This is a genomic window from Enterococcus sp. HY326 (assembly GCF_026157065.1).
Taxonomy (GTDB): domain Bacteria; phylum Bacillota; class Bacilli; order Lactobacillales; family Enterococcaceae; genus HY326.
Map to the genome: position 1 here is coordinate 21,765 of NZ_JANLGQ010000002.1, position 22,511 is coordinate 44,275.

Consider the following 22,511-nt stretch of genomic DNA (forward strand, 5'->3'; position numbering starts at 1 on the left):
GAGAACTGCAGAAAACAAATTTTTTTATTTTGATTGAATAGATGATGAAGGTGAGCTAGTTGAAAAAACAATGGTGGATTTTAAGCGGAGCTTTACTAATTATTGGTTTAATTGGTTTGGTTAGTTGGCGTTTGTTGGCGGCAACGCCAAGTGTCAGCAGTCAAACAGCGACGGCAACAACGACCGAAACAACAGCTAGTGAAGCCAGCTTAGATGAACCAACCCAAGCCAATGATTTAGATGATTCAAACGCAACGAAGGAAAAAATCAATCAAATTTTAGCGGAGGACCGCTTTTCTGGTGTCGCCTTAATTGTTCAAAACGGGCAGCTGTTTAGCAACCAAGGCTATGGTTATGCGGATACGGCAAACGCTCAGACAAATGAAGCAGCGACGGCTTTTCCTGTGGCCTCCATTCAAAAAACTCTGACGGGCATTTTGATTGCCCAACTAGTTACAGCTGGTGAGCTATCCTATGATCAAACTCTCAACGATTTTTATCCGCAGATTGAAAATAGTTCTGCCATCACGGTGCGCATGCTCTTGAACCAAACTTCAGGCATTCAAATGGACGAGATTGCTCCTGCTGAGGTTTTGTCGACGCAAGCAGAACAGCTGGATTATGTTTTAAACAGTTTAACTTCAACGAGCGATTTTGATTTTTATTATACCAATGCCAACTATACTTTATTGGCGGGAATTATTTCTCAGATTAGTGGTGTTGATTATGAAACCTATTTAACAGAAAAAATAATTCAGCCCTTGAATCTGCAAGGAACTTATTTTTGGGACACGCTGCCGGAAAATGTGACAGTTCCCAATCCTTATTATTATGATTTGGAAACGAACACGGAGTATCTTGACTATGGTCCGGAGCTTGTTCGTGACAGACCTTTATTTTCCAGCCTTTTAGGTGCCGGAAATCTATTGATGACTTCTGGGGACTTATTAAAAATACAAGAAGCGTTGCGGGATCAAACGCTAATTAGCAGCCAGGATTTTTCAGAACTTTTAGAAACTGACAGCGGCTATAGTGCCGGCTATTGGCAAGGAGAGCAGCTGGAAAGCGCCGGTGTATTAGGTGCTTATACCTCTATCATCTACACTGACTGGCAATTTCGAAATATCGTGATTTTATTGGAAAATCAAGTTGGCTTAAGTGATGTTGGGACACTGGCAGAAGATATTTATTCTTTGATAGCCATTTAATAACGCAACTGTGATTTTTTAGCTAGTTCAATGACACTCAGACCTTAAATTTTTTGTAAGAGGAAATCCTATGACCATTAAGCGCAAGTTATTTATCTCCCATATCGTTATGATTGTCGTGCCAGTCTTATTGAGTTTATTAGTGCTGACTGGTGCTTTAGTTTTTGTTTACGAATATTTTTGGGGGGGCTATCAAAAGGCCTCTGATGAAAATTACCAATTTCGGGAGCAGTATGCCCAAGTTGAAAAGTTGGTTAACTCTTGGGAGGGTGAAGATACCGGTACACAGCAAATTATTGAGGATGTCGAGGGTTTTTATCAAGATTATTTTTCCACCAGCATCGCTCTTTTAGTTTATCAAAACAGTGAGTTAATCGACTCAATCGGGGAAGTCCCAGATAGTAATTTATTGGCAGTCGCTTTGAATGAAGACGGCGACCACACCTATATTGTCGACCAGCTTTTTGTCGCCAGTTTTAAAACGACTCAATACGATGTGATTTTATTTAATACGAATTACACCAATGATTTGTATTATGAAAACCCGATTTGGGATAAAGATTACGACATCGCCATGTCGAATATTTTAATTTTGATTTTGATTGCTGTTTTGCTGGTGATTTATTTGATGAATCGCTTTTTAACGAAGCGCTTAACTAACAGTATTACTCAGCCACTGGAGGAGCTGGCTTTCGGCTTCCAACAGATTAAAGCAGGGGAGTTACATTATCAGATTGACTATCAAAGAAATGATGAGTTTGCTCCTATTATGTCTGATTTCAATCAGATGGCTCAGCGGTTAGAATTGGTTATTAAGGAACGAGATCAAAATGAAAATAGTCGCCGGGAATTAGTCGCCGGTATTTCCCATGACTTGCGGACGCCGCTAACCTCAATTGAAGCCTATCTTGAAGGATTAGAAAAAGGCGTGGCGGCCACACCGAAGATGAGGGATAAGTATTTTGCAACCATCAAACGAAAAACTAAGGATATGGAGCATATCATCAACCAGCTCTTTCTTTTTTCAAAATTGGATACTGGTGAGTTTCCCTTCAATTTTGAAGTAGTGAATGCCAGTGAATTTTTGCAGGAGTATTTGCAGGTGGTCAAGCCTGAATATCACAACCGTGGCTTACAGGTTAGTTTAACGGGACCTTTTGAAGAACGCCTACCAATTAGAATTGATGTGGCTCAATTACGGAGTGTCTTAACGAATTTATTGGAAAATACACTAAAATATTCTGACAAACAGCTGACGATTAATCGTATGAGTTATCAGAGAAAAGCGGATGATTTAGAAATTCAGCTGCTGGATAATGGACCCGGTGTCGCTGAAGATAATTTGCCGCAGCTCTTTCAACTTTTTTATCGCAGTGACCAAGCCCGCAGCAATCCCAGTGATGGCAGTGGCTTAGGCTTAGCAATTGCCCGCAAGACAATCGAAGGCTTCGGCGGAGAGATTAGCGCCTTCCTGCCGGAAGAAGGCGGCTTTGGTGTCATAATTAAAGTGCCGTTGTTTAAGGAGGACAAAAGATGAGCAAGAAAATTTTGGTTGTAGAAGATGATGCAGACATTGCTAGCATTGAAGTTGATTTTTTAGAAATCGAAGGCTATCAGGTAACTGCCTTGGCAGACGGCCTGGAAGGATATCAAGCTGCTTTAACCAATCAATTTCAATTAATTTTACTGGACTTAATGCTGCCGGGGATGAGCGGTTTTGAAATCTGCAAACAAATCCGCGATAAAGTTGACGTTCCAATTATCATGGTGACCGCTAAGACTGAAGAGATTGACAAGCTAAGAGGCCTAGGCTTAGGCGCAGATGATTATATTGCCAAACCTTTTTCGCCGACAGAATTAGTTGCTCGGGTCAAAGCAAATTTGGCCCAATACGACCGGATTAAAGCCCACGCTGCAGGTCCTGCTGTCAACGAAAGCCAGGATACCATTAAAAAAGGACCTATTACTATCAATCCGAAAACTCATCGTGTTTTTTTAAACAAGCAAGAGGTTATTTTAAAGCACCGAGAATATGAGCTGTTACTATTTTTAATGGAAAATGCCGAGATGGTCTTCAGCAAAGAAGAACTCTATGAAAAAATCTGGGGCTTTGATGCCATCGGTGATTTGCGAACGGTGGCAGTTCACATCAATCGTTTGCGGGAGAAAATCGAAAAAGATCCCAGTAATCCGCAGCACTTGCAAACAGTCTGGGGCGCTGGCTATCGCTTTGCTCCCTAAAAATTTCCAACTGGTTTAAAAACGAAACTAGAAAAATTTTGCTACTTCGATAAGAAAAATTATCGATTGAAAAATAGCTTCAAAAATTATTTTGGCCGCTTTGCCTAAGAAAAATAATTTTTGAGGCTATTTTTTTGGCTCAATTTCTTAGTTAGTCCTCCTATTTTTTCACTCTTTTCGATTAATGAACATCATAACACGACCATCATTTTCACTTTTTATAGGGCAACACTAGATTTAGAGATAGGCAAAAGAGTCATGAGGACCCTCATTTTACAAAGAAAACCGTCAAAGCAAATTGTTCAAAATAAAATTAGAAGCTGCTACCAAGACTGCTACTAATAGATAGTTTTTTTATCTTTATTTTAAACAAAGGCCTCCTCACTAAACTTTTTTGATTTCCAAAAAGTTTATCTTTTGTTTAACACTTCATGACGTCTTGTTTATTTCCCTTTGTTAAACTGGCTTCAATAAAATGAGCGGAGGTAATCAAGTGGCAGCAATCGAATTTAAAGACGTCTCATTTATTATGGATCATTCAGATGAGTCCTTTAGCAATCTAAATTTTTCAGTTGCACCAGGCAACTTTTTTGTGTTGACTGGATTAACCAGTGCCGCTGAAAAAAAGTTTGTGCAGCTATTGCTAGGCTTAAAAAAGCCAGCAACCGGCCAAATTTTTCTTGATCATTTTGATATTAACCAAGAAACTCAGCGCAGGCAGGCGTTTCAAAAAATCGGTGTTATGAGTCAAGATATTTTGCAAGAAAGATTGACCGTTCAAGAAAATATCACCGCTATTGGCCGGTTTCAAAAAAATTATTCAAAGGTACGACAGGAGTATTTACTAAAAAAATTAGCTTTAGCAGAAGTCAGAAAGCAACGGGTCAATGCTTTAACCAGCTTTCAACGACAAAAGTTAGCTTTCGCTCTGGCTTTGTTACATAATCCAGATATTATAATTGTCGAAGAGCCCTTTGAGGGATTAAAGGACAATGAAATCCAGCAATTGATAGCGTTATTCTTAACAGAAGCTGGTCAGAAAAAAACGATTTTCATGTTGGTTGAAAAGCTGACGCCACCTTTAGAAGCAGCCTCGGAAATTGCCATTGCTCATCAGGGCCGTTTGGCAGTTAGCAGTAGCCAAGCAGATATCCATAAAACCTTCAGTACGTTAGCTGAATTTTATGATTTTTATACGGGAGAGGAGGTCAAGTGATGGGCTTTTTGATTCCCTTTGAGCTGGATTTTAATCGGTTACGAAGCTCCAATTGGTTTAAACGAACTCTGCTAGTGATTTGTTTTGCAATTATCAGCGGTTTTTTTATTGCTAGAGCTTTTTCTCCTCGGCTGCAAAATCATGGTGGTGCCTATCCTTATTTCGTTTTGCATTGTCTGGAGCTAGTGATAATTCCTTTGCTTATCTTTTTCTGCGGCAATCAACTGATTGGCAAAGCCTTGAAAAATCAGGAAATTCGCCTATGGTTTTTACAATCCGCCTCTAAAAGCAGTATTTTTTTAGGGAAAATGCTTGCTACACTAGGGATTATTTTATTAGTTTACGGAGTGAGCTTTATTGTCAGCTTAATAGTGACCTTAAGCTTTAGCGGCTTGACAGCTGTTTCTGTTATCAAAGTGCTGTTTGTCTATGCCAGTAGTTTTTTGGGATTTTTACCAATCATTCCATTAGCTTTTCTAGTCGTGTTACTTGTTAAACAGGCTTCCGTTGCTTTTTTGATTAACATGATTGTGTATTATAGTTTGCTTGTTTTGGAAAAAATTGAGCTGACAGTTTTCAAGGAAAAGGAATTACGGATTCTAGCTTCCAGTACGTTTTATTCTGGGCATATTTTTACAATCGGCCAGTTTTTTCTGATTTTCGGGCTAACAATTTTGGCTTCAATCGTGGTTTATCGGCTAGCTTTACGACGATTTAAGCAGGTTGAATTGTAAATGACGAGAAAATTTCATGATAATTAATCATCAGTTTAACAATTGTTTATCTTTTGGCGGTTGGGTATTTAACTTTAGCTTTTATACTAACCATATACTCAGATTAAGAGTTTTTTACAGGAGGACGCATATGAAATTAATTAAAAATTGGTGGACCAATGAAGCCGTTCAATACTGGCTGAAATTTGTCGGAAAAACCATATTTTTCTTCGCGGTCGTCGTGATGCTCGTCTATTTATACCATTATAAAAATATTCAAGGCGGCACATTTATCTACAATGAATTTTAGGAGGTGGCAAGATGCTGACCAATATTGTAACAACCATTGATAGTTATGGCGTAACTGACCCACAGCGGATTGCTTATCGTGATGAAACGAGCCAGTTTACCTATGGACAATTAAAAAAATATTCTGATCAAGTCGCTACTTTTTTAACAAGCAAAATAAAGGCAGCCGGCCCAATCGTCGTTTATGGTGAATTAGAATTTGAAATGCTAGCCGCTTTTCTGGGGATTTCCAAAACTGGGCGAGCTTATATCCCGATTGAAAGCAATACTCCTCAAGAAAGAGTGGAGCTGATTTTACAAGTTGCCAAACCGGCGGCCATTTTAGCAGTGGCCGACTGGGCGGGTCCCGCAATCAACGAAATTCCAATTATTTCACCTTTGGAATTACAAGCCATTTTTGAAAATGAGGCTGAGGTAAAAGATTTTTCAATCGTTAAACCAGATGATACGTATTATATTATTTTCACCTCTGGAACTACTGGTGTGCCAAAAGGAGTACAGATATCCCACAAAAATTTATTGAGCTTTGTCAATTGGGAACTGACTGACTTTGACTTGCCAGAAGGCGCCAGCTTTTTGTCACAGGCACCTTATTCCTTTGATTTATCTGTGATGGGGATTTATCCAGCTCTGACTTCAGGCGGGTCCTTGGTTCCAATGAAAAAAGAGACCATCAATGATTTTCGCAGTTTGTTTAGCACATTGCCAAAGCTTGATATCAATGTTTGGATTTCAACGCCGTCCTTTATGAAAATTTGTTTGATGGAGCCGACCTTTGATGGCCAGCATGTTCCTAGTTTGCAGACTTTTCTATTTTGTGGAGAAGAGCTGCCGAAATCAACAGCTTTGGAATTATTGATTCGCTTCCCTCAAGCGAAAATTTTCAATACCTATGGTCCGACTGAAGCAACCGTGGCTGTTTCAGGAGTTGAAATCACCAGTGAGCTTTTAGAAAAATACGAGCGGGTTCCAATTGGCTATGTCAAAGAGGACACGCAAATTTTATTTATGGAAGAGGGCCGGGTGTTGGAAAATGGTGCTGTTGGAGAGATTGTTATTGTTGGTCCCAGTGTCTCAAAGGGCTATTTAAATAATCCCGAAAAAACAGCTGCCGCCTTTTTTGAATATGGTGGAGTGCCGGCTTATCATACCGGCGACAGTGGCTCGATGACCAAAGAGGGCCTGTTACTTTACGAAGGCCGCATCGATTTTCAAGTGAAATTTCACGGCTATCGAATTGAGCTGGAAGATATTGACCATCATTTAGATGATGTCAGCTTGGTCAAACAAGCGACAGTCGTACCCAAATATGTAGAAAATAAAGTAGAACAATTAATCGCCTATGTCGTACCCGAGGCAAATGATTTTGAAAAAGAATTTAAATTGACCAAGGCGATTAAAGAGGAATTAGCTGGTTTGGTGATGGACTACATGGTTCCGCAAAAATTTATTTACGTGGAGGAATTGCCATTGACCGCCAATGGTAAGGTCGATCGTAAAGGCTTGATTGCTGAGGCAAACCGCTGATGAGTTGGCCTCATGTGATTCCTTATGCGAATCCGATCTATTTTCTTTGGTTAGCCGTTGCGCTGTTGCCGATGATTTTTATGTTGTTAATCAAAGGCAAGCGCTGGGGTTGGTACCAAAGTTTAATTACTTTAATTTTTCTTTACATTAGTTTTGGCGGCAAATACTGGCAGCAGGGCCTCGCTTTAATCGGCTATGTGATTTTTCAAACCCTGTTAGTCTGGTGTTATCATCATTATCGGCAGCAAAAAAATGCCTCAGGAATTTTTTATTTGGCGGTTGCTTTAGCAATCCTGCCGCTGACCTTAGTCAAAGTAATTCCCTTTGTCGATGGCGGGGCAGCAGCGATTTTTGGCTTTTTAGGTATTTCCTATTTAACCTTTAAGTCAGTTCAAATGATTATGGAAATGCGGGATGGCACGATTAAAGAATACCATCCATTGCGATACATTCAGTTTTTACTCTTTTTCCCGACGATTTCATCTGGTCCGATTGACCGGTATCGCCGCTTTGAAAAAGATTTGTTGGAGCCACCCACCAGAGAGGTGTATGCCGGGTTATTAAACCGCGGCATCTGGAGCATTTTCTTAGGCTTTTTCTACAAATTTATTCTCGGCTATTATTTCGGTCAGGTTTGGCTACCACTGTTAAATAAAAGTTTGATGCATCAAGGCTTCTTCTCTTGGAGCTTGATTTTATACATGTATTGTTACAGTATGTATCTGTTTTTTGACTTTGCCGGTTACAGTTTATTCGCAGTCGGTGTCAGTAACTTGATGGGCTATGATACACCGAAAAACTTTAATAAGCCCTTTATATCTGACAATATCAAAGAGTTTTGGAATCGTTGGCACATGACATTATCCTTTTGGTTTAGAGATTTTATCTACATGCGTCTGATGTTCACTTTGATTAAAAAGAAAGTCTTTAAAAGTCGGATTGTCGCCTCAAATGTTGGTTACTTTGCCCTATTTATGATTATGGGGGTTTGGCACGGTCTCACTTGGTACTATCTACTGTATGGCTTTTATCATGCCAGCTTGATTTGTTTGACCGATGCTTGGCTCAGATTTAAAAAGAAACATAAAAAACAATTGCCCTCCAATAAATTTACGAAGGCTTTGGCAATTTTCTTAACCTTTCAAGCAGTTTGTTTCAGCTTCCTGATTTTTTCAGGCGTTTTAGATCAATTATTTTTCCACCACTAAAAACTTTTAAGGAGACGATTTAAATGAACACACAAGATGCAGTTTTAGATATTTTAGAAATGATTACCGGTACCGATGAAGTTAGAGAAGATTTGAATGTGAATTTATTTGATGAAGGCTTGATGGATTCTTTAGCCACTGTCCAATTGCTCGTTGAATTAGAAGGCCAACTAGGCGTGCAAGTCCCAGTTTCAGAATTTGACCGTGCTGACTGGAGTACTCCCGCTCAAATTATCGCTCAAGTTGACGCCTTGAAAGCCGCCTAATGAAAAAACAACTTCTAGCTATCTTTGGGCCGCTAATTTTAGCTGCGGTCCTTCTGGGAGGCTTTTTCTATAGCCCTTGGAAGTTTGATGTGAGCGACTCAAAGGTGATAGCGAAGGCCTCAACTTCAATGGCAAACAGTGTGCTGCGGGGCACTGAGATTACCTCAGAAGCTTTGTCCTCAGGAAAATATGTACCATTTTTCGGTTCATCAGAATTAAATCGTGTGAGCTCCACACATCCATCCGTATTAGCCCAAAAATACGATCGGAATTATACGCCATTTTTATTAGGAGCAGCAGGCACACAGTCGTTGTCGCAGTTTTCCATGATTCATTCCCTTGCCAAAGAGTTGAGTGGCAAAAAAGCTGTCTTTATCGTTTCCCCTCAATGGTTTACACCAAAGGGCGTGGATAAAGATTATTTTAAAAATTGGTTTTCAGAAGAACAGACCTATCAATGGTTGCTGTCTTTGAAAAATATTTCAGCCGATGACCAGTACTACGCAAAACGTTTACAAGAATTTGACATTGTTAAAAGCAATAATACCTTAGTAGCGGCCTTGGAAAAAATTGCGGCAGGCAAGCTGCCAGAGCAAAGTGAACTGGATTATTTCCAGCTGCAAAGCAATCTGCTTTCTAGGGAAGATGAGCTCTTCAGTGGCATCGGCCTCAACCGTAACCTACAAAAAGATATCAATCAAGCGGCTAAAGCTTTGCCAGAGCAATATGACGAAAGTGCCATTGATCAAGTGGCAACAACAGAGGGTAAAAATGACACTAGCAACAATGATTTAGGCATTAAAAATTCCTTTTACAGCTCCCGTTTGAAAAAAGATATCAAAAAGTTAGCAGGTTCGCAAAAGGATTGGGATTATCGTTACAGTCCTGAATACAGCGATTTTCAATTGGTTCTAAATGAGTTTGCCCAAAATAATGTGGATGTCCTATTCATCATTCCGCCCATCAATCAAAAATGGATGGACTATACACGGTTGTCCAACGAGATGCTCGCTGGCTTTGCTAAAAAAGTTCGGTATCAATTAACCAGTCAAGGCTTCACGAATATTGCCGATTTAAGCGGTGATGGCAATGAAGATTATTTTATGGAAGACACGATTCATCTAGGTTGGCGTGGCTGGTTGGCTGCTGATCAAGCGATTGAACCATTTTTAGACAAGAACAGTACTAGCAAATTAAACTATCAAATCAATAATGACTTTCTAAGCACAGACTGGCAAAATCAAAATCCAGATGCATTACCAGGAAATTAATTTAAGGAGGGCTTCCCGTGAAACATAAAAGACGTCACCGGATTATTCTCGGTTGGTTTGTTTTGTTTTTAATGTTGGGTGTTGTTTGGGGAGCCAGCCAATTTGTTAAAGAGACACCATCGAATGCGTCAGCCAATGAACCGACAGCTGCTAGTGGTACAACTACTAGCAGCACAACTAGCACAGCTGCCAGTTCGTCTTCAGCAACAAGCTCAGCTACTGATGCAACAGTTTATGCCAACTTAACCAATGGCCAAACTGTAGTCGCTGGCAATGAGGGGACCGATTATGATCAAATCGTTCAAAAAAGCGGGTTTTACGGCTCCGTTCTGGTTGTGCATAATGGTCAAATAAAATTAAGCAAAGGCTATGGCAATGCCGATAATGCCAAGCAAATTGCCAATTCGCCAACCACCCTTTACAATATTGGTTCCACTCAAAAAGGGATGACTGGCACCTTGATTATGCAGGCGGCAGAAGAGGGGAAACTAGCATTAAGTGACAAGCTGTCAAAATATTATCCACAGATTGCCGGTAGTGATCAAGTGACGCTAAAAATGATGTTGGATATGGCTTCTGGCTTGCAGCTGACGAATTCGCCTAAAAATTTAGCGAAGGATAGTGATGCCTTGCCATTTTTCACTGCCAATGCTGCCGTCAAAAATACTGTCGGTAAGTTTGACTACCAGCCTATTAATTTTAATTTACTCGCCGGTATTTTAGAAAAAGTGTATCAGCAAAATTATTACACCATTTTTGATAATTACTATGGTACAAAAGCTGGCATTACGAATTATAGTTTTTATCAAAATATTGCCAATAACCCGAATGTGGCTGTCCCTTATTCAAATAATGACGGCACAACGCCTTATGGCACTATCACCACCGAGAGTGCGAATGACTACATTAAAGAACTCGGTACCGGTAATGTCTTTATGAGTACCGGCCAATTGTACCGCTATTATTCATTATTGCTGTCTGGCCAACTAATTTCTGCGGCGGATGTTAAAACGCTGCAAACACCAGAAGAAGCCAGCGGCGCGCCTTACGCCAGCGGCCTCTACAATGAAAAAACTTATTACGCCAGTCATGGTCAAGAGCTGACCTATGAAACCTATGTCGCTTTGTCACCAGATGGTCAAACAGCTGTGATTATCGCCAGCAATCAAGACCAAGACAAAACTAAAATTGACCGGACTTTGCTGACAGATTTATACAAAGAGCTGACTGGAGTCACTTTAGATTTTTAAAAAAATAAAAACAGCGGACTTGATGAGGGAGAATCCTCAGCAAGTCCGCTGTTTTGATGTATTAGGGATTGTAAAAAACGGTAGTTGGATCAATGTAGCCAGACCAAAGCGCTGTGGAAACCCCCAAGTGTAGATGCACCCCGGTTGAGCGGCCAGTTGTCCCCATGCCGCCAATCGTTTGTCCAGCAGAAACGGTATCGCCGGCTTTAACGGCAAAGCTATTTAAATGCATGTAATAAGAATAGAGGCCATCCGCATGTAAAATAATGACAACATTGCCGGCAGAACTATTATTTTCAGCTACAACGACTTGTCCTTCACGAGTGGCCATCACCGGCATATTTAAATAGCCAGAAAAATCAATGCCATTGTGAAACTCACTGCTATCGCCGCCAAAAGGATTCGAACGACTGCCAAAAGGCGAGGTAATATTCAGCGAGGTGAGAGGTGCCACCCAGCCGTCTGGGTTATTAATAAAGAAGCCAGAATTTTGCGCTGCGGTATAGCGCATTGTTTCTTCAGCAGAAAGTTGGGCTGCTGTGCCCGTAAAGACTTCCACTAAGGACATACGTTCCGCTGCTAGCTGGTCAAAATTTTGCTGCAATTCTAATAATTGCTGATTCAAAGTGTCCATTTCCGCAACTTCTGTCGAGCCCTCTGAACCCAATTCTTCATTTTTGCTAGTTAGATTCGTTAGTGTAATCGTATTGGAAACAGTTTGAAGAAAAGAGGCTGTCGTACTTTTTTCACTGGTCTTTTTGTCAATCGCTGTTTGCAACTCAGTCATCTGCTCGTTTAAGCTGGCTAATCTTTCTTCGACAGCTGTTTTTTCCTCTGTCAATGTATCAATTTGCTCTTTGAGAGAGGTAATCTCGGTTTGAACTGTGACTAAACGTTCTTCAGCCTCAGATTGTTGAGCTTCTAATTGGGCATTGCTGCCTTCTTCAATTGGGCGGCCAAATAAATCATCGGTCGCAAAAACAGTTGCCGGTGCTGCCAATAGTCCTAGCAGCAAGCTGCCCAAAATTAATTTTTTCAAAATTTTTGCGCCCCCTTAAAGTTTCCGTTACCTCTATTATATAAAAAAAATCCTATTTTTTAAATACGAATTCAGCAAAATTCAAAAATTATATCAAAAAACAATCTTCTCTTATCAGCGAGGGGCTAAAAAGAGAAGACTGCTGAGGTTATACTCCTAAAAATGAAGAAGGATTAACATAGCCAGACCAAAATCCGGTGGAAATTCCAAAGTGTAGGTGAACGCCAGTGGAAGCACCCGTCGTGCCCATGCCGCCAATCACTTGTCCGGCACTGACTTGTGAGCCAGTGGAAGTAGCAAAGCTGCTTAAGTGCATGTAGTAAGAATAGTAGCCATCACTGTGTTTAAGAATGACAACATTGCCGCCGCCGCTTTCATAGGAGGCAAAGACTACCTCGCCAGCTTTAGCAGCCATCACCGGCATACCTGAATAGCCGGTAAAATCAATACCATTGTGCATGCTAGAACCGCCGCCGCCAAATGGGTCACTCCGCATACCAAACGGACTGGTTACATTTAATGAAGAAAGAGGAGCTGACCAGCCGCTGCTGTTAGTAGCAGGCGGTGTTGTGTTGCTTGTTGAGCCACCAGAATTTGTTTCGACACTGGTTTGACCGTTGCTGCCTAGATTTGAAACAGCCGGCTCTTCTTCATTGGCTTTTGCTTCGGCTGCAAGAGCTGCTGCCGTTGCTTCTTCTTGAAGACGTTTTTCTTCAAGGGCCGCCAATTCGGCTTGACGGCGAGCTTCTGCTTCCGCTTTTTCAGTTTCTAAAGCAGCCTTTTGATCCTCTTCGGTTGCCAGTTGAGCACTCAAAGCAGTAATTTCAACTTCTTGATTAAGACGAGCTTCTAATAACTCATCTTGTTTATCCTGTAGCTCACTTGTTTTTTCTGTAATTAATACTAAATGTTCTTCCGCTTCAACTTGTAGAGCGGACAATTGCTCTTTGTCAGTTTTTTGCGCTTGAATAATCTCATTGTTGGCACTGACTAAAGTTGTTAAAGCCATTGTTTTAGTCACGGCATCACTTAAAGATTCAGCACTTAAAACAATATCAATGTAAGAAGTCGCATTTTGATTGGTTTGTGTGTCACGGGCTTGTTTTTCAATTTGGTCTGTCCGTTGAGCAATTGTAACTTCCAATTCGCTAATTTGACTATTGATTTCTGTTAAGCGTTCCTCAGCAGTTGTTTTTTCTGCTAAAACAGCCGTCACTTCATTTTCAATTGCAGTAACGTCTGCTTGAATCGCCGCTAATTGCGCTTGGGCTGAGGCACCTTGATTTTCTAAAGCAGCAATTTTTTCTTCTTGGGCTGCAATCCGGTCGTCAATTTCAGCCGCATTAACAGCAATCGGCGCCAAAAGAAGACTAGCTGCCAAGGTAATCGTTGATAATTTTGTCCATTTATTCATATAAGAGTTTCCCCGCATGTCTTTTTTTAATATCCTCAATCAGTTTATTAATCAAATGTGAAGATTTTGTGAATTTATGACGTTTGTAGTATTTTTTCATGAAAGTAATATGTCTGTAATATTACCTGATATTCTGCAATTTACTTGAGCTTTTTGAGAATAATTATAAAGTAGGCAAGCAATCGGCTTGACCCTCAAAAAAAAGCGTGCTATTCTATAGTGAAATACGGATAATTTTGTGTCGCCGGACACTTAACAGATGTGTCCTTCACGCCTAGGCCAAGATGGTGTGAAGGGGACATCTTTTCTTTTTAGGCAAATTTAATTTCAGGAGTGTTTTATATGTTTACTTTATTATCCATGACGTTAGTCACTAGTGCTGCCGATAGTTTAAATCCAATTGCAATTGCCCAACAATTGGTTTTCCAATCCGTTAGCCGCAAAAAAAATGATATTATCGGCTTTATTTTAGGCATTGGGTTAACCAACTTTGCTGCCGGTGTTTTAGTTTACTACGGTCTTGCCGCTTTAGTTCAGCGGTATTTGACGGGCATCCTCACTGCTTATCCGCAAATTATTCCAATAGGCGAGATAATTATCGGTCTTGTCCTAGTGGGCTATTTGGTTCATCGTTGGGTCCGTCGCAAAGCAGTTGTGACAAATGAAGAAACAGAAATCAAAAAACCAACTAAGACTTTGGATTTTAAAACATTGTTTGGCTTAGGCATCATTTCCTGTGGACTAGAGCTAACTAGTGCGTTACCATATTTTGCTTTCTTAGCCATTCTTTTACAATATGAACTGCCTTTTATCGGAGTCGTGGCAATTTTAGCGATTTATAATGTGATTTATTCTATGCCGCTAATTGTGATTTTTGCTTGTTCCTTATACTTCAGTGATCATTTAGATCGCTTCTATAAAAAATTTACAGTCCTGATGGGGTTCGTCATCAGCAAAGTTATTCCCTTGCTTTGGCTTGCTTGTTCATGGTATTTTTAGTATGATGCAAATCTAAGAATATTTTTTTCAAATGGAGGCTAAGCAAATGGCTTGGGTAGATGCAAAAGAAAAAAAAGCTGCTTATGATTTATTACTATTACAACAGGCAGGATTGTTAGAGGGCGAAACCAATTATTTAGCGAGTTTAGCTAACTCTTCAGCAATTTTGAATCAAACTTTACCAGACACGGTTTTCGCCGGTTATTACTTATACAATGGTGAAGAATTAATTTTAGGTCCTTTTCAAGGTCATGTTTCCTGCACACGAATTGCTATGGGTAAAGGAGTCTGTGGAGAAGCGGCAGCAACTAAAACAACTTTGATTGTTCCAGATGTCCGTTTGCATAAAAATTATATTGCTTGTGACTCAGCAGCCATGTCAGAAATCGTTGTACCAATGGTCAAAGATGGCCGCTTACTAGGTGTACTTGATATTGATAGCAGCATAACAGACAGCTACGATGAAATCGATCATGAATTTTTAGAAAAGTACGTTGAACTACTAGTTGAAAAAATGCAAATTACTGAACTGGTGGGGTAATTTCTGCTAGTTTAAAATAAAAGTCTTATTCCGAATTTTTTCAGAATAAATTTTTGACATTCTTCAAGCCATATGCTATAAAATAACTAGTTTTTATCAGAACTAACAAATTGAATAAGGGAATGAATGTCTCCCTTGGTTCATCCAAAACTGCTAAAGAGCTGATGACTTCTACAAATGATTTTATTTGTAGAAGTCATCAGCTCTTTTTTAAATTTTATACGAAAGACGTGGTGTATACATGTGAAAGTTATTAACAATATTTTTAGCTATATTTTTCAAAAAAATGTTAAATTGAGAATTATTAACTTAAAATTTTCTTGAAACTATATATTATACGAACTTGTTAAATAAATTAAATTAATTTTGTTTACAATTAGACTTTAAATGTAATCATTTCTTCTGTCAATCCTATTTTGTATAAAATATTATGAAATTTGATAAAAAAATAGTGAAAAACAGTTAATATTACAAAAATATACATTCGGAAAAATACTTACAAAAAAAAGAATATAAAAGTAGGGATTATTAATTTCGTCCTAAAGCTAGCAAATGTTGATTTATCAAGTCTTAGAAATGGCTTTGCTATTAGCCGTCAAAAAAACGTCAGAAATGGAGCTGATTTCAATGGCAAAACGTGGTGAAAATATCTACAGAAGAAAGGATGGTCGTTGGGAAGGAAGATATGTTAAAGGAAGGACTATGGAAAATAAAATTGTCTATGGATATGTCTATGGAAAACGATATGATGAAGTGAAGAAGAATCTAATGATTTTAAAGATACAAACAGAAATAAAAATGGAGATGGATAAAGAAAGTCAAAAATATGGGGAATGGTTTGTTACAGAGTATTATCCTAAATTGAAAGGAAGAATTAAAGATTCCACAGATTCCAGCTACACTAGAATTATTGAAACGTACATAATACCCTTTCTGGGAGATTTTACTTTTGTTGAGTTAGATGGAAATAAATTGCAAAATTTCATCAATACATTAGTAGAAAAAAGTCTAAAGCCGAATACTATACAACTAATTTTCAGTCTGGTGAAACAATCGATTAGGGAGGCACTCAGATATGAACTTTTAACTGAAGATCCTTTGAAGAGAGTTGTTTTACCTAAATTGGAATGGAACCGAGTTGCTGCGCTGAGCTTAACCCAGCAAAGTCAACTCGAAAAGTTGGCAAGGAAGAGTTCATTTGGCCCACCAATCCTTATCTCTTTATATTCTGGGTTAAGGATTGGTGAAATTAGTGGGCTTACTTGGGGAGATATTGATTTTGAGCAAAAATTGATAAAGGTAAATAAAACTGTTAGTCGAATCAAAGATAGCAGTAGTTCTAAGAAAACGAAATTAATTATTAGCTCTCCTAAAACGATGTATTCTAACAGAGTGATTCCTTTAGTAGACACTTTATGTGACTATTTACTTCCATACAGAGGTTTGACTGATAGTGAGCCAGTTATCTCAACTATACATGGATTGGCTGAACCAAGAACAATAAGTTATCGATTTAAACAAATTATAAAAGATACTGATTTTTCTAATACTCATTTTCATGTATTGCGACATACTTTTGCTACACGATGTTTAGAACAGGGAATGGATATTGCAAGTTTAAGTAGAATCCTTGGACATCAATCAATTAAGTTAACTTTAGATACATACAGTGACTCGTTGATGGAACAAAGGATTAAAGAAATGAAAAAAATAAATTTTATCTATCAATAATCATCGTGATAAATAATAAAAAAACTAGAAAAAAATTTTTCTAGTTTTTTTATGCCGTCAAAATAAGCCGTCACTAGCATATCAATCTGTTACAGCACAAGGAAAAGACATAGTTTTTCTTGAAATATATAGTTTTAAGAAAAAAAGTATTATTCAAATTTCGACCATCTGAAATTTTAATCATAGTGTGGAAGATAATCAAGCAATTATCCGCTCTGTTTCTCGTCATCTTTTTCTCGAGATTGGAAATATTTGAAAGGTGGAATTAATACTTAAAAAAATTAGAGATTGAGGTGGATAAGTTGAAACAAATTCTTTTATTAACAAAAAACATTTTTGTCGAAGCTGAATGGCAAAATCGAATACAGCAGCTAGGTTACGAAGTATTTTGCTCAACTCAATTGCTAGAGAAAATTTTGCAGAAGAGAGACTACATGATATTTGGCTTGTTCAAAACGGTAATTTTTAGTGAAAGTGTTACAAATGAAGAAGTGGCTAAAGTAGTACAGACTAATACTTCAAATAATGTATCTTTCTTTAGGATTGATGAGCAAGCATTGCCTAGTGAAGTTAACACAGGGGATAAGACACAAGAAACGGTTATTGTACTCAATTCTCAAATGACACTAAATGAACTTCGTGAAAACTTATGCAATAAGAATTCTATTAAAATTTTAACAACTGTTTTATCCAATCCAAACAGTTCAGATCAATTTGAGGGAATTCCAGTGCATCTGATTGCTACACTCGTTTCAACAATGTCGAAGAAGGAAAAGGAGTTGTTTCATCTGCTTTATGAAAAACATGGTGATTTTGTTTCCCGTGTCGAGCTAAGCGAGACAATCTGGAGACAGGAAGTTTCCAACTCTTCCTTGACGCAACTCTCGCAAATAGTTCGGCGACTGAAGGCAAAGATGAAAAAAATTGGATTGGATGAAGAGCTTATTGAGACTCATTGGAATAAAGGATACGCTCTGAGCAAAGTTTTTTGTGAAAATATTGACATTTATATGGGCGAAAAAATTTTCTAGTCATTGATGCACAAATATATCTAAACATCGTTACTCACTAAGAAATGTTTTAGACATGCTATGTCATGTTTAAAGATAGATATCTCTGTTTTTACAAAGAGAAATCAAAGATTCACGAATGAGGGAGGGGTCGTTGGGTACTAGAAAGCTGTGAGTTTATCAGGTAAGAAATTTGTTAGTCATTCCAGATTAATGAATATCTGAAAGATAGGCAAGCAATCTCATACAGCTGAAAAAAGAAAAGGAGATTGCGGGAGGTATCTAAAAAGGTTTGAAGGAAGGGATGTAAAAGGTTATGAAATTCAATTTATTGAAAAAAGTGTTGGTTACTGCAGGTGTTTTGGCGGTTACATTTTTAGCGGGAGGCTTGAAGGCTGATGCTGCAGGCATAGATTTTAATACTGACTTAAAAGGTTATGACGCAACTATCAGTACGGTCAACGGCAAAAATGTTATCTCCACAAAAAAAGGAACTTGGGATTTAGATGAAAATAGTCAAATTTACAGTTCTCAGGATTTGAAAATTTATCTAAATAATACAACACCCGTCACAATTGATTCCATCTACACCAAAAAAGATTTGGAATTCAGCGGTGCAGGAGAGTTAATTGCTGATACTGAAGGTCAGTTTGGATTGAATGTCGGAAATCATTTAAAAGCTTTCAAATACACCAAAAACGGTGTTGGTAAAGTAGTTGCTACTGGTACTGAAGCAGGTATGCGTGTTGAAAATGAAGTGCAAATGGAAGGCGGTTCAATCGAAGCCTATGGCCAACAATACGGTTTATGGTGTAACAACGATATCAGCCGCATTACAGCGCAACAATCAAAGCCGTTGCCTCTAATGTAGATGGCATTGGTATCTGGGCTTACCGTGATATCTATGCTTACGATGGCGCTAGCGTTTACGGTGAAGGTGGTCAAGCTGGTGGTTACAGCCAAATCGCTCACATCGATGCTCGTGATGGTAGTACAATCCATGGTGTTTCTAGAAATATCAACAGTCCGCTAAGCGCGTTACATTGCCAAAAAGAAAACCTACGCTCTTACAGAAATTCAACTGTGATTGAAGAGTATCGTTTTGCAGATTTTGATGAAGAGCTAGCAATTAAATGGTCAACAGGTGAGCCAGTTAATATTTTAGAATATGCTTCAATTAATCGGAATATGAAAAACATTCAAAATTATGCATGGAGTGTCTACGGAGGATTGGGTGGCCAAGTAGAGGTAACTCCGACAGGACTGCTTTTGAATGATTTATTCCAATCAACATTGGAAGGGGTTCGTTCAACTAACATTAAAAGTGAACCTACCGAAATTAAAGCTCCAAGCCGCCATATTTTGCGCTTTTCTAATGTATCTACAATTACTTATTAAAATTTTATGAATCGGTAAAAATGTATGGGCTCAAAGGGTCATGTAAACTATGATAAGATTTCACTTTGAGTTCTATACTTTTAAAAATTAAAAATAAGGAGGTGATTGAGTGATGAAAAAAAATGAGCCGTCACTGATTCTAAAAATTTTAGCCCCAGTGCTATTACTTTTACTGATGCTTATTCCTACTAGTGCATTTGCATCAACGAATGTACCTGATGGTTTTACGAGTATCCTTGAAGCACCGAGTATAAACATTGTTGGCAAAAATAGCAACATAGAGATTTCTGGAGACTATGCTTCTTATTTTCAGTTAACTAAAGAGACATCCTATGAGGTTCATGGGTTGAACCCGGCCGATCCTTACAATATTCGAGAGTATAGGACCTCAATGGATAGGAGTAATAATCCTAGTGTCTTGTATCGTTTTGATCCAAATTATACTGATGAAGAGAAATATATCATAGTCAAAAACGCTGGTCTATTTCAAGGTGAAAAAATAGATTTAAGGATTAATATTTTGGAGCAAAATACTACCGCTCAAGCTGATGGCACATATGCTAATTTGGGCTTTACTGCTATCTCCTATGCGGATTATGCAAATTCAAATACTGCAATAGTAGGTAGTAATGGAGGCTTTCTAAGCTCTTTTTTAGCACTAGGTTATAGTTCAGGGATAGGTACTAAAAATGCTTATGATGAATATACAGGTACTTTTGACGATGATGTGCGTTTCAGTGAACAGATTAGCACCGGAGATTCCATCAAGTATAACTATGAAATATACTATGCAGGGACTAATCAACTTATCACTGACTACAAAGGTTTTTGGAACTTTACTAACATCAATAGTTACAAAACACTGACTTTGCCAGTTAAAGCTGAAAACAACTTTAATGATTTATTTGTTTATAGCTTAGATTTAATCAATCCATATCCAACGACCGAATCAGATAAGTATCTGATGGGTTATAGAATAAACAGTCTAGGTGAGATAGAAATCAAGAGTAACAGTTTAAAAGTATTAGCTACTAATAATCCAGAAGGAGAAATGAGTCGTTTATTAGAGAGTCCTAAAATAGAGATTAATCAAGCAATGACAGCTACAACCTCAGATGGTGGCTCTCGTAGGTCCGGGATGCTGGTATTTTATGTCACAGACCCGATTGTTCGAATAGCTCCAGCCACACCAATCGTTATAGGTGAGACTAACGACGCGACTAATACTGATCCTGATTACGGTAAACTGAAATATCGGATTGTTCAAACGGTAGTTAATAATAAGGCGGATAACCGCGATGAAAAACTTGTTATTCAAACAACTTTGCCAGATAAATATGAGTTGAGTACTGAAGATTTTAATAATATTACGATTACTAATTATGGTACTGATGTTAATTTGAAGGATTTGTTTGAAATCACGCAAGATGGTAAAACGATTACTTTCACAGCGAAAGATCCTGATAGTGACGCATTTGTTGGAAATGTGTTTGATATCTCAATAGAAGCTAGTCGAATAAATAGAACTGGTGATACAACAAATGGATTTAAAATTACTGATTTTGACGTAACTGATGATAATTATGAAGATAACTACATGCATTATCAGTTGGGTGGTTTAACAAAGACTACCTATACCTATTCAAAAGCTGGTAAAGTTGATGAGATATTGACAAGTGTGGCAGATGAAAGATCAATCGCTGAAGTTTTGTACCAAGCTACGCCATATGCAGATCCGATTTTAGGACTGACAATTCCTTTCAATACTGATATAGCGGCATCAATTTACTCAGATCCTGAGTCAATAATTAAAAACTTGAGATTAGACACAGGAGAATCGATTTTAGATTCTTCTGGTAATCGGATTATTGATGTTTCTTATGATTCTAGTAGTCCAAGTAATTCTGGCTTAGTTCCTGGAGCTGTGATTACCTTGATTGTATTATTAGAAACCAAAGATGGCATCCAAAATACTGTCGAGGTTCCGATAACGGTTGGCTATGATTCATTGAAAAATGTATCAGCTACCAAAACACAAAGCTTTAATCACCCGAATGATTCAACTAAATTTGATGATGTCACGAAGGTCGGTGCCGATACGATAGTGACTTACACTATCAATATTGCTAACAACGAAACTGTGAGTAGTGGTTTAATCTGGGAATCCGTTGATTTTACAGATGAAATCGATGAAGGACTAACCTTCGATGTGAGCAGTGTTCGCGTGGACGGAGCAGCAGTTACAAATGCTACTTATATTGGAAATCTCTTAACCGTGCCACTGGGAGATATTGGCCCGGGGGTTTCAAAAGAAATTACTTTCACGGGAACGGTCAAAGCTTCTGCAATAGGCAATACTATTACTAATATGGGTCATGCTGCTGGAGTGGATGAGGATGGAGATACCGTTGAAAAAGATACTGACAGAGTCGATATTCCGACAGTACGAAACAATGCTTTAATAGTTCATTTCGTGGATACAAATAATCCAACTGGTACGCCATTGCGTCCGTCAATTACCATTTATGCTCCTGTAGATTCAACTGTGGACTTAACTCAAAACGAAGCAGTTCAAGATGTGATTGCGGAATTGGAAGGAGTTAACTATGAAGTGACTTCTCGGCCAAGTCCTGAAACTATCACAATTACAGGAGACGGTAACGAAGCGACTTATGAGTTTGAATCTTTAGGAACGATTACCGTATCCGCTCCATCTGTAATTGACTTTAAGTCGATTACTTATAATTCTGCGATTCAAAAAGTATCAGATCCAGATTTAGGTGGTGACAAGTTGGTAGTCACAGATACCCGTTCTAAGCAAGAGACCGGCTGGACTCTACAAGCTAGCTTAACTAGAGAAATGACCAATGTGTCAGACTCAGATATTATCATGAAAAATGCTTTGATGTATCGTACCAATGACGGAACGGAAAAAACGCTAAGCTCTTCTGCGATAAACATTCGTTTCCAATCTGCCGGCGGTAACTTAGCTATTTCTGATGCGTGGGGCACAACTGAAGAATCAGAAGGATTGAAATTGGTTTACGATCCAAAACAAGTTGTGAATAGCACAGATGATACTTTAATTGTTTCTAGTGTCGGTAGTTTCTCTGGTGAGATTACTTGGACGGTTATTGCTGGTCCCGTAAATGAAGGGGGATAACATGAAA

General features: G+C 38.5%; 20 protein-coding genes and 1 riboswitch. Of the genes, 18 read left to right on the plus strand and 2 right to left on the minus strand.

Going from position 1 to position 22,511, the window contains the following annotated elements; translation table 11 throughout:
• The first annotated feature begins 59 nt into the window (after positions 1-59).
• From ORH16_RS04720 to ORH16_RS04770, 11 genes are all read left to right on the plus strand, one after another.
• Complete coding sequence (locus ORH16_RS04720; RefSeq protein ID WP_265456719.1) at positions 60-1,208, plus strand: serine hydrolase domain-containing protein; 1,149 nt, start codon at positions 60-62, stop codon at positions 1,206-1,208.
• Positions 1,209-1,278: 70 nt separating this feature from the next.
• Positions 1,279-2,745, plus strand: a complete 1,467-nt coding sequence (locus ORH16_RS04725) for a sensor histidine kinase (protein ID WP_265456721.1) — start codon at positions 1,279-1,281, stop codon at positions 2,743-2,745.
• The gene (locus ORH16_RS04730; protein WP_265456723.1) at positions 2,742-3,449 is read left to right on the plus strand and encodes a response regulator transcription factor; all 708 of its coding nucleotides are present in this window, start codon (positions 2,742-2,744) and stop codon (positions 3,447-3,449) included. Before ORH16_RS04725 ends, ORH16_RS04730 begins: the two co-directional genes overlap by 4 nt.
• Positions 3,450-3,942: 493 nt before the next feature.
• Entirely contained in the window at positions 3,943-4,665 is a 723-nt protein-coding gene (locus tag ORH16_RS04735) for an ATP-binding cassette domain-containing protein (RefSeq protein ID WP_265456725.1), read from the plus strand.
• The gene (locus tag ORH16_RS04740) at positions 4,665-5,399 is read left to right on the plus strand and encodes a hypothetical protein (RefSeq protein WP_265456727.1); all 735 of its coding nucleotides are present in this window, start codon (positions 4,665-4,667) and stop codon (positions 5,397-5,399) included. The genes ORH16_RS04735 and ORH16_RS04740 overlap by 1 nt, the downstream gene beginning before the upstream one ends.
• A gap of 139 nt (positions 5,400-5,538) precedes the next feature.
• Positions 5,539-5,688 (plus strand): teichoic acid D-Ala incorporation-associated protein DltX, encoded by a 150-nt coding sequence (locus ORH16_RS04745; RefSeq protein ID WP_265457757.1) that lies wholly within the window; start codon positions 5,539-5,541, stop codon positions 5,686-5,688.
• An 11-nt stretch (positions 5,689-5,699) separates the two neighbouring features.
• Positions 5,700-7,214 (plus strand): D-alanine--poly(phosphoribitol) ligase subunit DltA, encoded by a 1,515-nt coding sequence (gene dltA / locus ORH16_RS04750; protein ID WP_265456729.1) that lies wholly within the window; start codon positions 5,700-5,702, stop codon positions 7,212-7,214.
• On the plus strand, positions 7,214-8,422 hold the full coding sequence (dltB, locus tag ORH16_RS04755) for a D-alanyl-lipoteichoic acid biosynthesis protein DltB (protein ID WP_265456731.1): 1,209 nt from the start codon (positions 7,214-7,216) through the stop codon (positions 8,420-8,422). The genes dltA and dltB overlap by 1 nt, the downstream gene beginning before the upstream one ends.
• A 23-nt stretch (positions 8,423-8,445) precedes the next feature.
• Complete coding sequence (dltC, locus tag ORH16_RS04760) at positions 8,446-8,688, plus strand: D-alanine--poly(phosphoribitol) ligase subunit DltC (RefSeq protein ID WP_265456733.1); 243 nt, start codon at positions 8,446-8,448, stop codon at positions 8,686-8,688.
• Positions 8,688-9,959, plus strand: a complete 1,272-nt coding sequence (gene dltD, locus ORH16_RS04765; RefSeq protein WP_265456735.1) for a D-alanyl-lipoteichoic acid biosynthesis protein DltD — start codon at positions 8,688-8,690, stop codon at positions 9,957-9,959. Before dltC ends, dltD begins: the two co-directional genes overlap by 1 nt.
• A gap of 17 nt (positions 9,960-9,976) precedes the next feature.
• Positions 9,977-11,209, plus strand: coding sequence for a serine hydrolase domain-containing protein (locus ORH16_RS04770; protein ID WP_265456737.1), 1,233 nt, complete (start codon positions 9,977-9,979; stop codon positions 11,207-11,209).
• A gap of 61 nt (positions 11,210-11,270) precedes the next feature.
• Here ORH16_RS04770 and ORH16_RS04775 read toward each other — a convergent pair whose 3' ends face one another.
• Together ORH16_RS04775 and ORH16_RS04780 are read right to left on the minus strand one after the other, a co-directional pair.
• Positions 11,271-12,248, minus strand: coding sequence for a peptidoglycan DD-metalloendopeptidase family protein (locus ORH16_RS04775; protein ID WP_265456739.1), 978 nt, complete (start codon positions 12,246-12,248; stop codon positions 11,271-11,273).
• A 148-nt stretch (positions 12,249-12,396) separates the two neighbouring features.
• Positions 12,397-13,662, minus strand: a complete 1,266-nt coding sequence (locus ORH16_RS04780; protein ID WP_265456741.1) for a murein hydrolase activator EnvC family protein — start codon at positions 13,660-13,662, stop codon at positions 12,397-12,399.
• A gap of 342 nt (positions 13,663-14,004) precedes the next feature.
• On the opposite strand from ORH16_RS04780, the gene ORH16_RS04785 reads away from it, so the two are divergent.
• From ORH16_RS04785 to ORH16_RS04815, 7 genes are all read left to right on the plus strand, one after another.
• Positions 14,005-14,661: a GAP family protein gene (locus ORH16_RS04785; RefSeq protein WP_265456743.1), complete on the plus strand. Its 657-nt coding sequence runs from the start codon at positions 14,005-14,007 to the stop codon at positions 14,659-14,661.
• 46 nt (positions 14,662-14,707) lie between these two features.
• Positions 14,708-15,202 (plus strand): GAF domain-containing protein, encoded by a 495-nt coding sequence (locus tag ORH16_RS04790; RefSeq protein ID WP_265456744.1) that lies wholly within the window; start codon positions 14,708-14,710, stop codon positions 15,200-15,202.
• A gap of 109 nt (positions 15,203-15,311) precedes the next feature.
• Positions 15,312-15,383, plus strand: a riboswitch (Fluoride riboswitch).
• Positions 15,384-15,829: 446 nt separating this feature from the next.
• On the plus strand, positions 15,830-16,933 hold the full coding sequence (locus ORH16_RS04795; RefSeq protein ID WP_265456746.1) for a tyrosine-type recombinase/integrase: 1,104 nt from the start codon (positions 15,830-15,832) through the stop codon (positions 16,931-16,933).
• Positions 16,934-17,235: 302 nt separating this feature from the next.
• Positions 17,236-17,964, plus strand: a complete 729-nt coding sequence (locus ORH16_RS04800; protein WP_265456747.1) for a winged helix-turn-helix domain-containing protein — start codon at positions 17,236-17,238, stop codon at positions 17,962-17,964.
• Positions 17,965-18,259: 295 nt separating this feature from the next.
• The gene (locus tag ORH16_RS04805) at positions 18,260-18,814 is read left to right on the plus strand and encodes a hypothetical protein (RefSeq protein WP_265456749.1); all 555 of its coding nucleotides are present in this window, start codon (positions 18,260-18,262) and stop codon (positions 18,812-18,814) included.
• Positions 18,815-19,026: 212 nt separating this feature from the next.
• Complete coding sequence (locus tag ORH16_RS04810) at positions 19,027-19,341, plus strand: hypothetical protein (protein ID WP_265456751.1); 315 nt, start codon at positions 19,027-19,029, stop codon at positions 19,339-19,341.
• 391 nt (positions 19,342-19,732) lie between these two features.
• Positions 19,733-22,504, plus strand: a complete 2,772-nt coding sequence (locus ORH16_RS04815) for an isopeptide-forming domain-containing fimbrial protein (RefSeq protein WP_265456753.1) — start codon at positions 19,733-19,735, stop codon at positions 22,502-22,504.
• Positions 22,505-22,511 lie beyond the last annotated feature (7 nt).

Excerpts from the sequence above, each read along its gene's own strand:
- ORH16_RS04725 (WP_265456721.1), top strand. The coding sequence starts at position 1,279 with ATGACCATTAAGCGCAAGTTATTTATCTCCCATATCGTTATGATTGTC.
- ORH16_RS04730 (WP_265456723.1), top strand. The coding sequence starts at position 2,742 with ATGAGCAAGAAAATTTTGGTTGTAGAAGATGATGCAGACATTGCTAGC.
- ORH16_RS04740 (WP_265456727.1), top strand. The coding sequence starts at position 4,665 with ATGGGCTTTTTGATTCCCTTTGAGCTGGATTTTAATCGGTTACGAAGC.
- dltA (WP_265456729.1), top strand. The coding sequence starts at position 5,700 with ATGCTGACCAATATTGTAACAACCATTGATAGTTATGGCGTAACTGAC.
- dltB (WP_265456731.1), top strand. The coding sequence starts at position 7,214 with ATGAGTTGGCCTCATGTGATTCCTTATGCGAATCCGATCTATTTTCTT.
- dltC (WP_265456733.1), top strand. The coding sequence starts at position 8,446 with ATGAACACACAAGATGCAGTTTTAGATATTTTAGAAATGATTACCGGT.
- dltD (WP_265456735.1), top strand. The coding sequence starts at position 8,688 with ATGAAAAAACAACTTCTAGCTATCTTTGGGCCGCTAATTTTAGCTGCG.
- ORH16_RS04780 (WP_265456741.1), bottom strand. The coding sequence starts at position 13,662 with ATGAATAAATGGACAAAATTATCAACGATTACCTTGGCAGCTAGTCTT.
- ORH16_RS04785 (WP_265456743.1), top strand. The coding sequence starts at position 14,005 with ATGTTTACTTTATTATCCATGACGTTAGTCACTAGTGCTGCCGATAGT.
- ORH16_RS04790 (WP_265456744.1), top strand. The coding sequence starts at position 14,708 with ATGGCTTGGGTAGATGCAAAAGAAAAAAAAGCTGCTTATGATTTATTA.
- ORH16_RS04795 (WP_265456746.1), top strand. The coding sequence starts at position 15,830 with ATGGCAAAACGTGGTGAAAATATCTACAGAAGAAAGGATGGTCGTTGG.
- ORH16_RS04805 (WP_265456749.1), top strand. The coding sequence starts at position 18,260 with ATGAAATTCAATTTATTGAAAAAAGTGTTGGTTACTGCAGGTGTTTTG.
- ORH16_RS04815 (WP_265456753.1), top strand. The coding sequence starts at position 19,733 with ATGGATAGGAGTAATAATCCTAGTGTCTTGTATCGTTTTGATCCAAAT.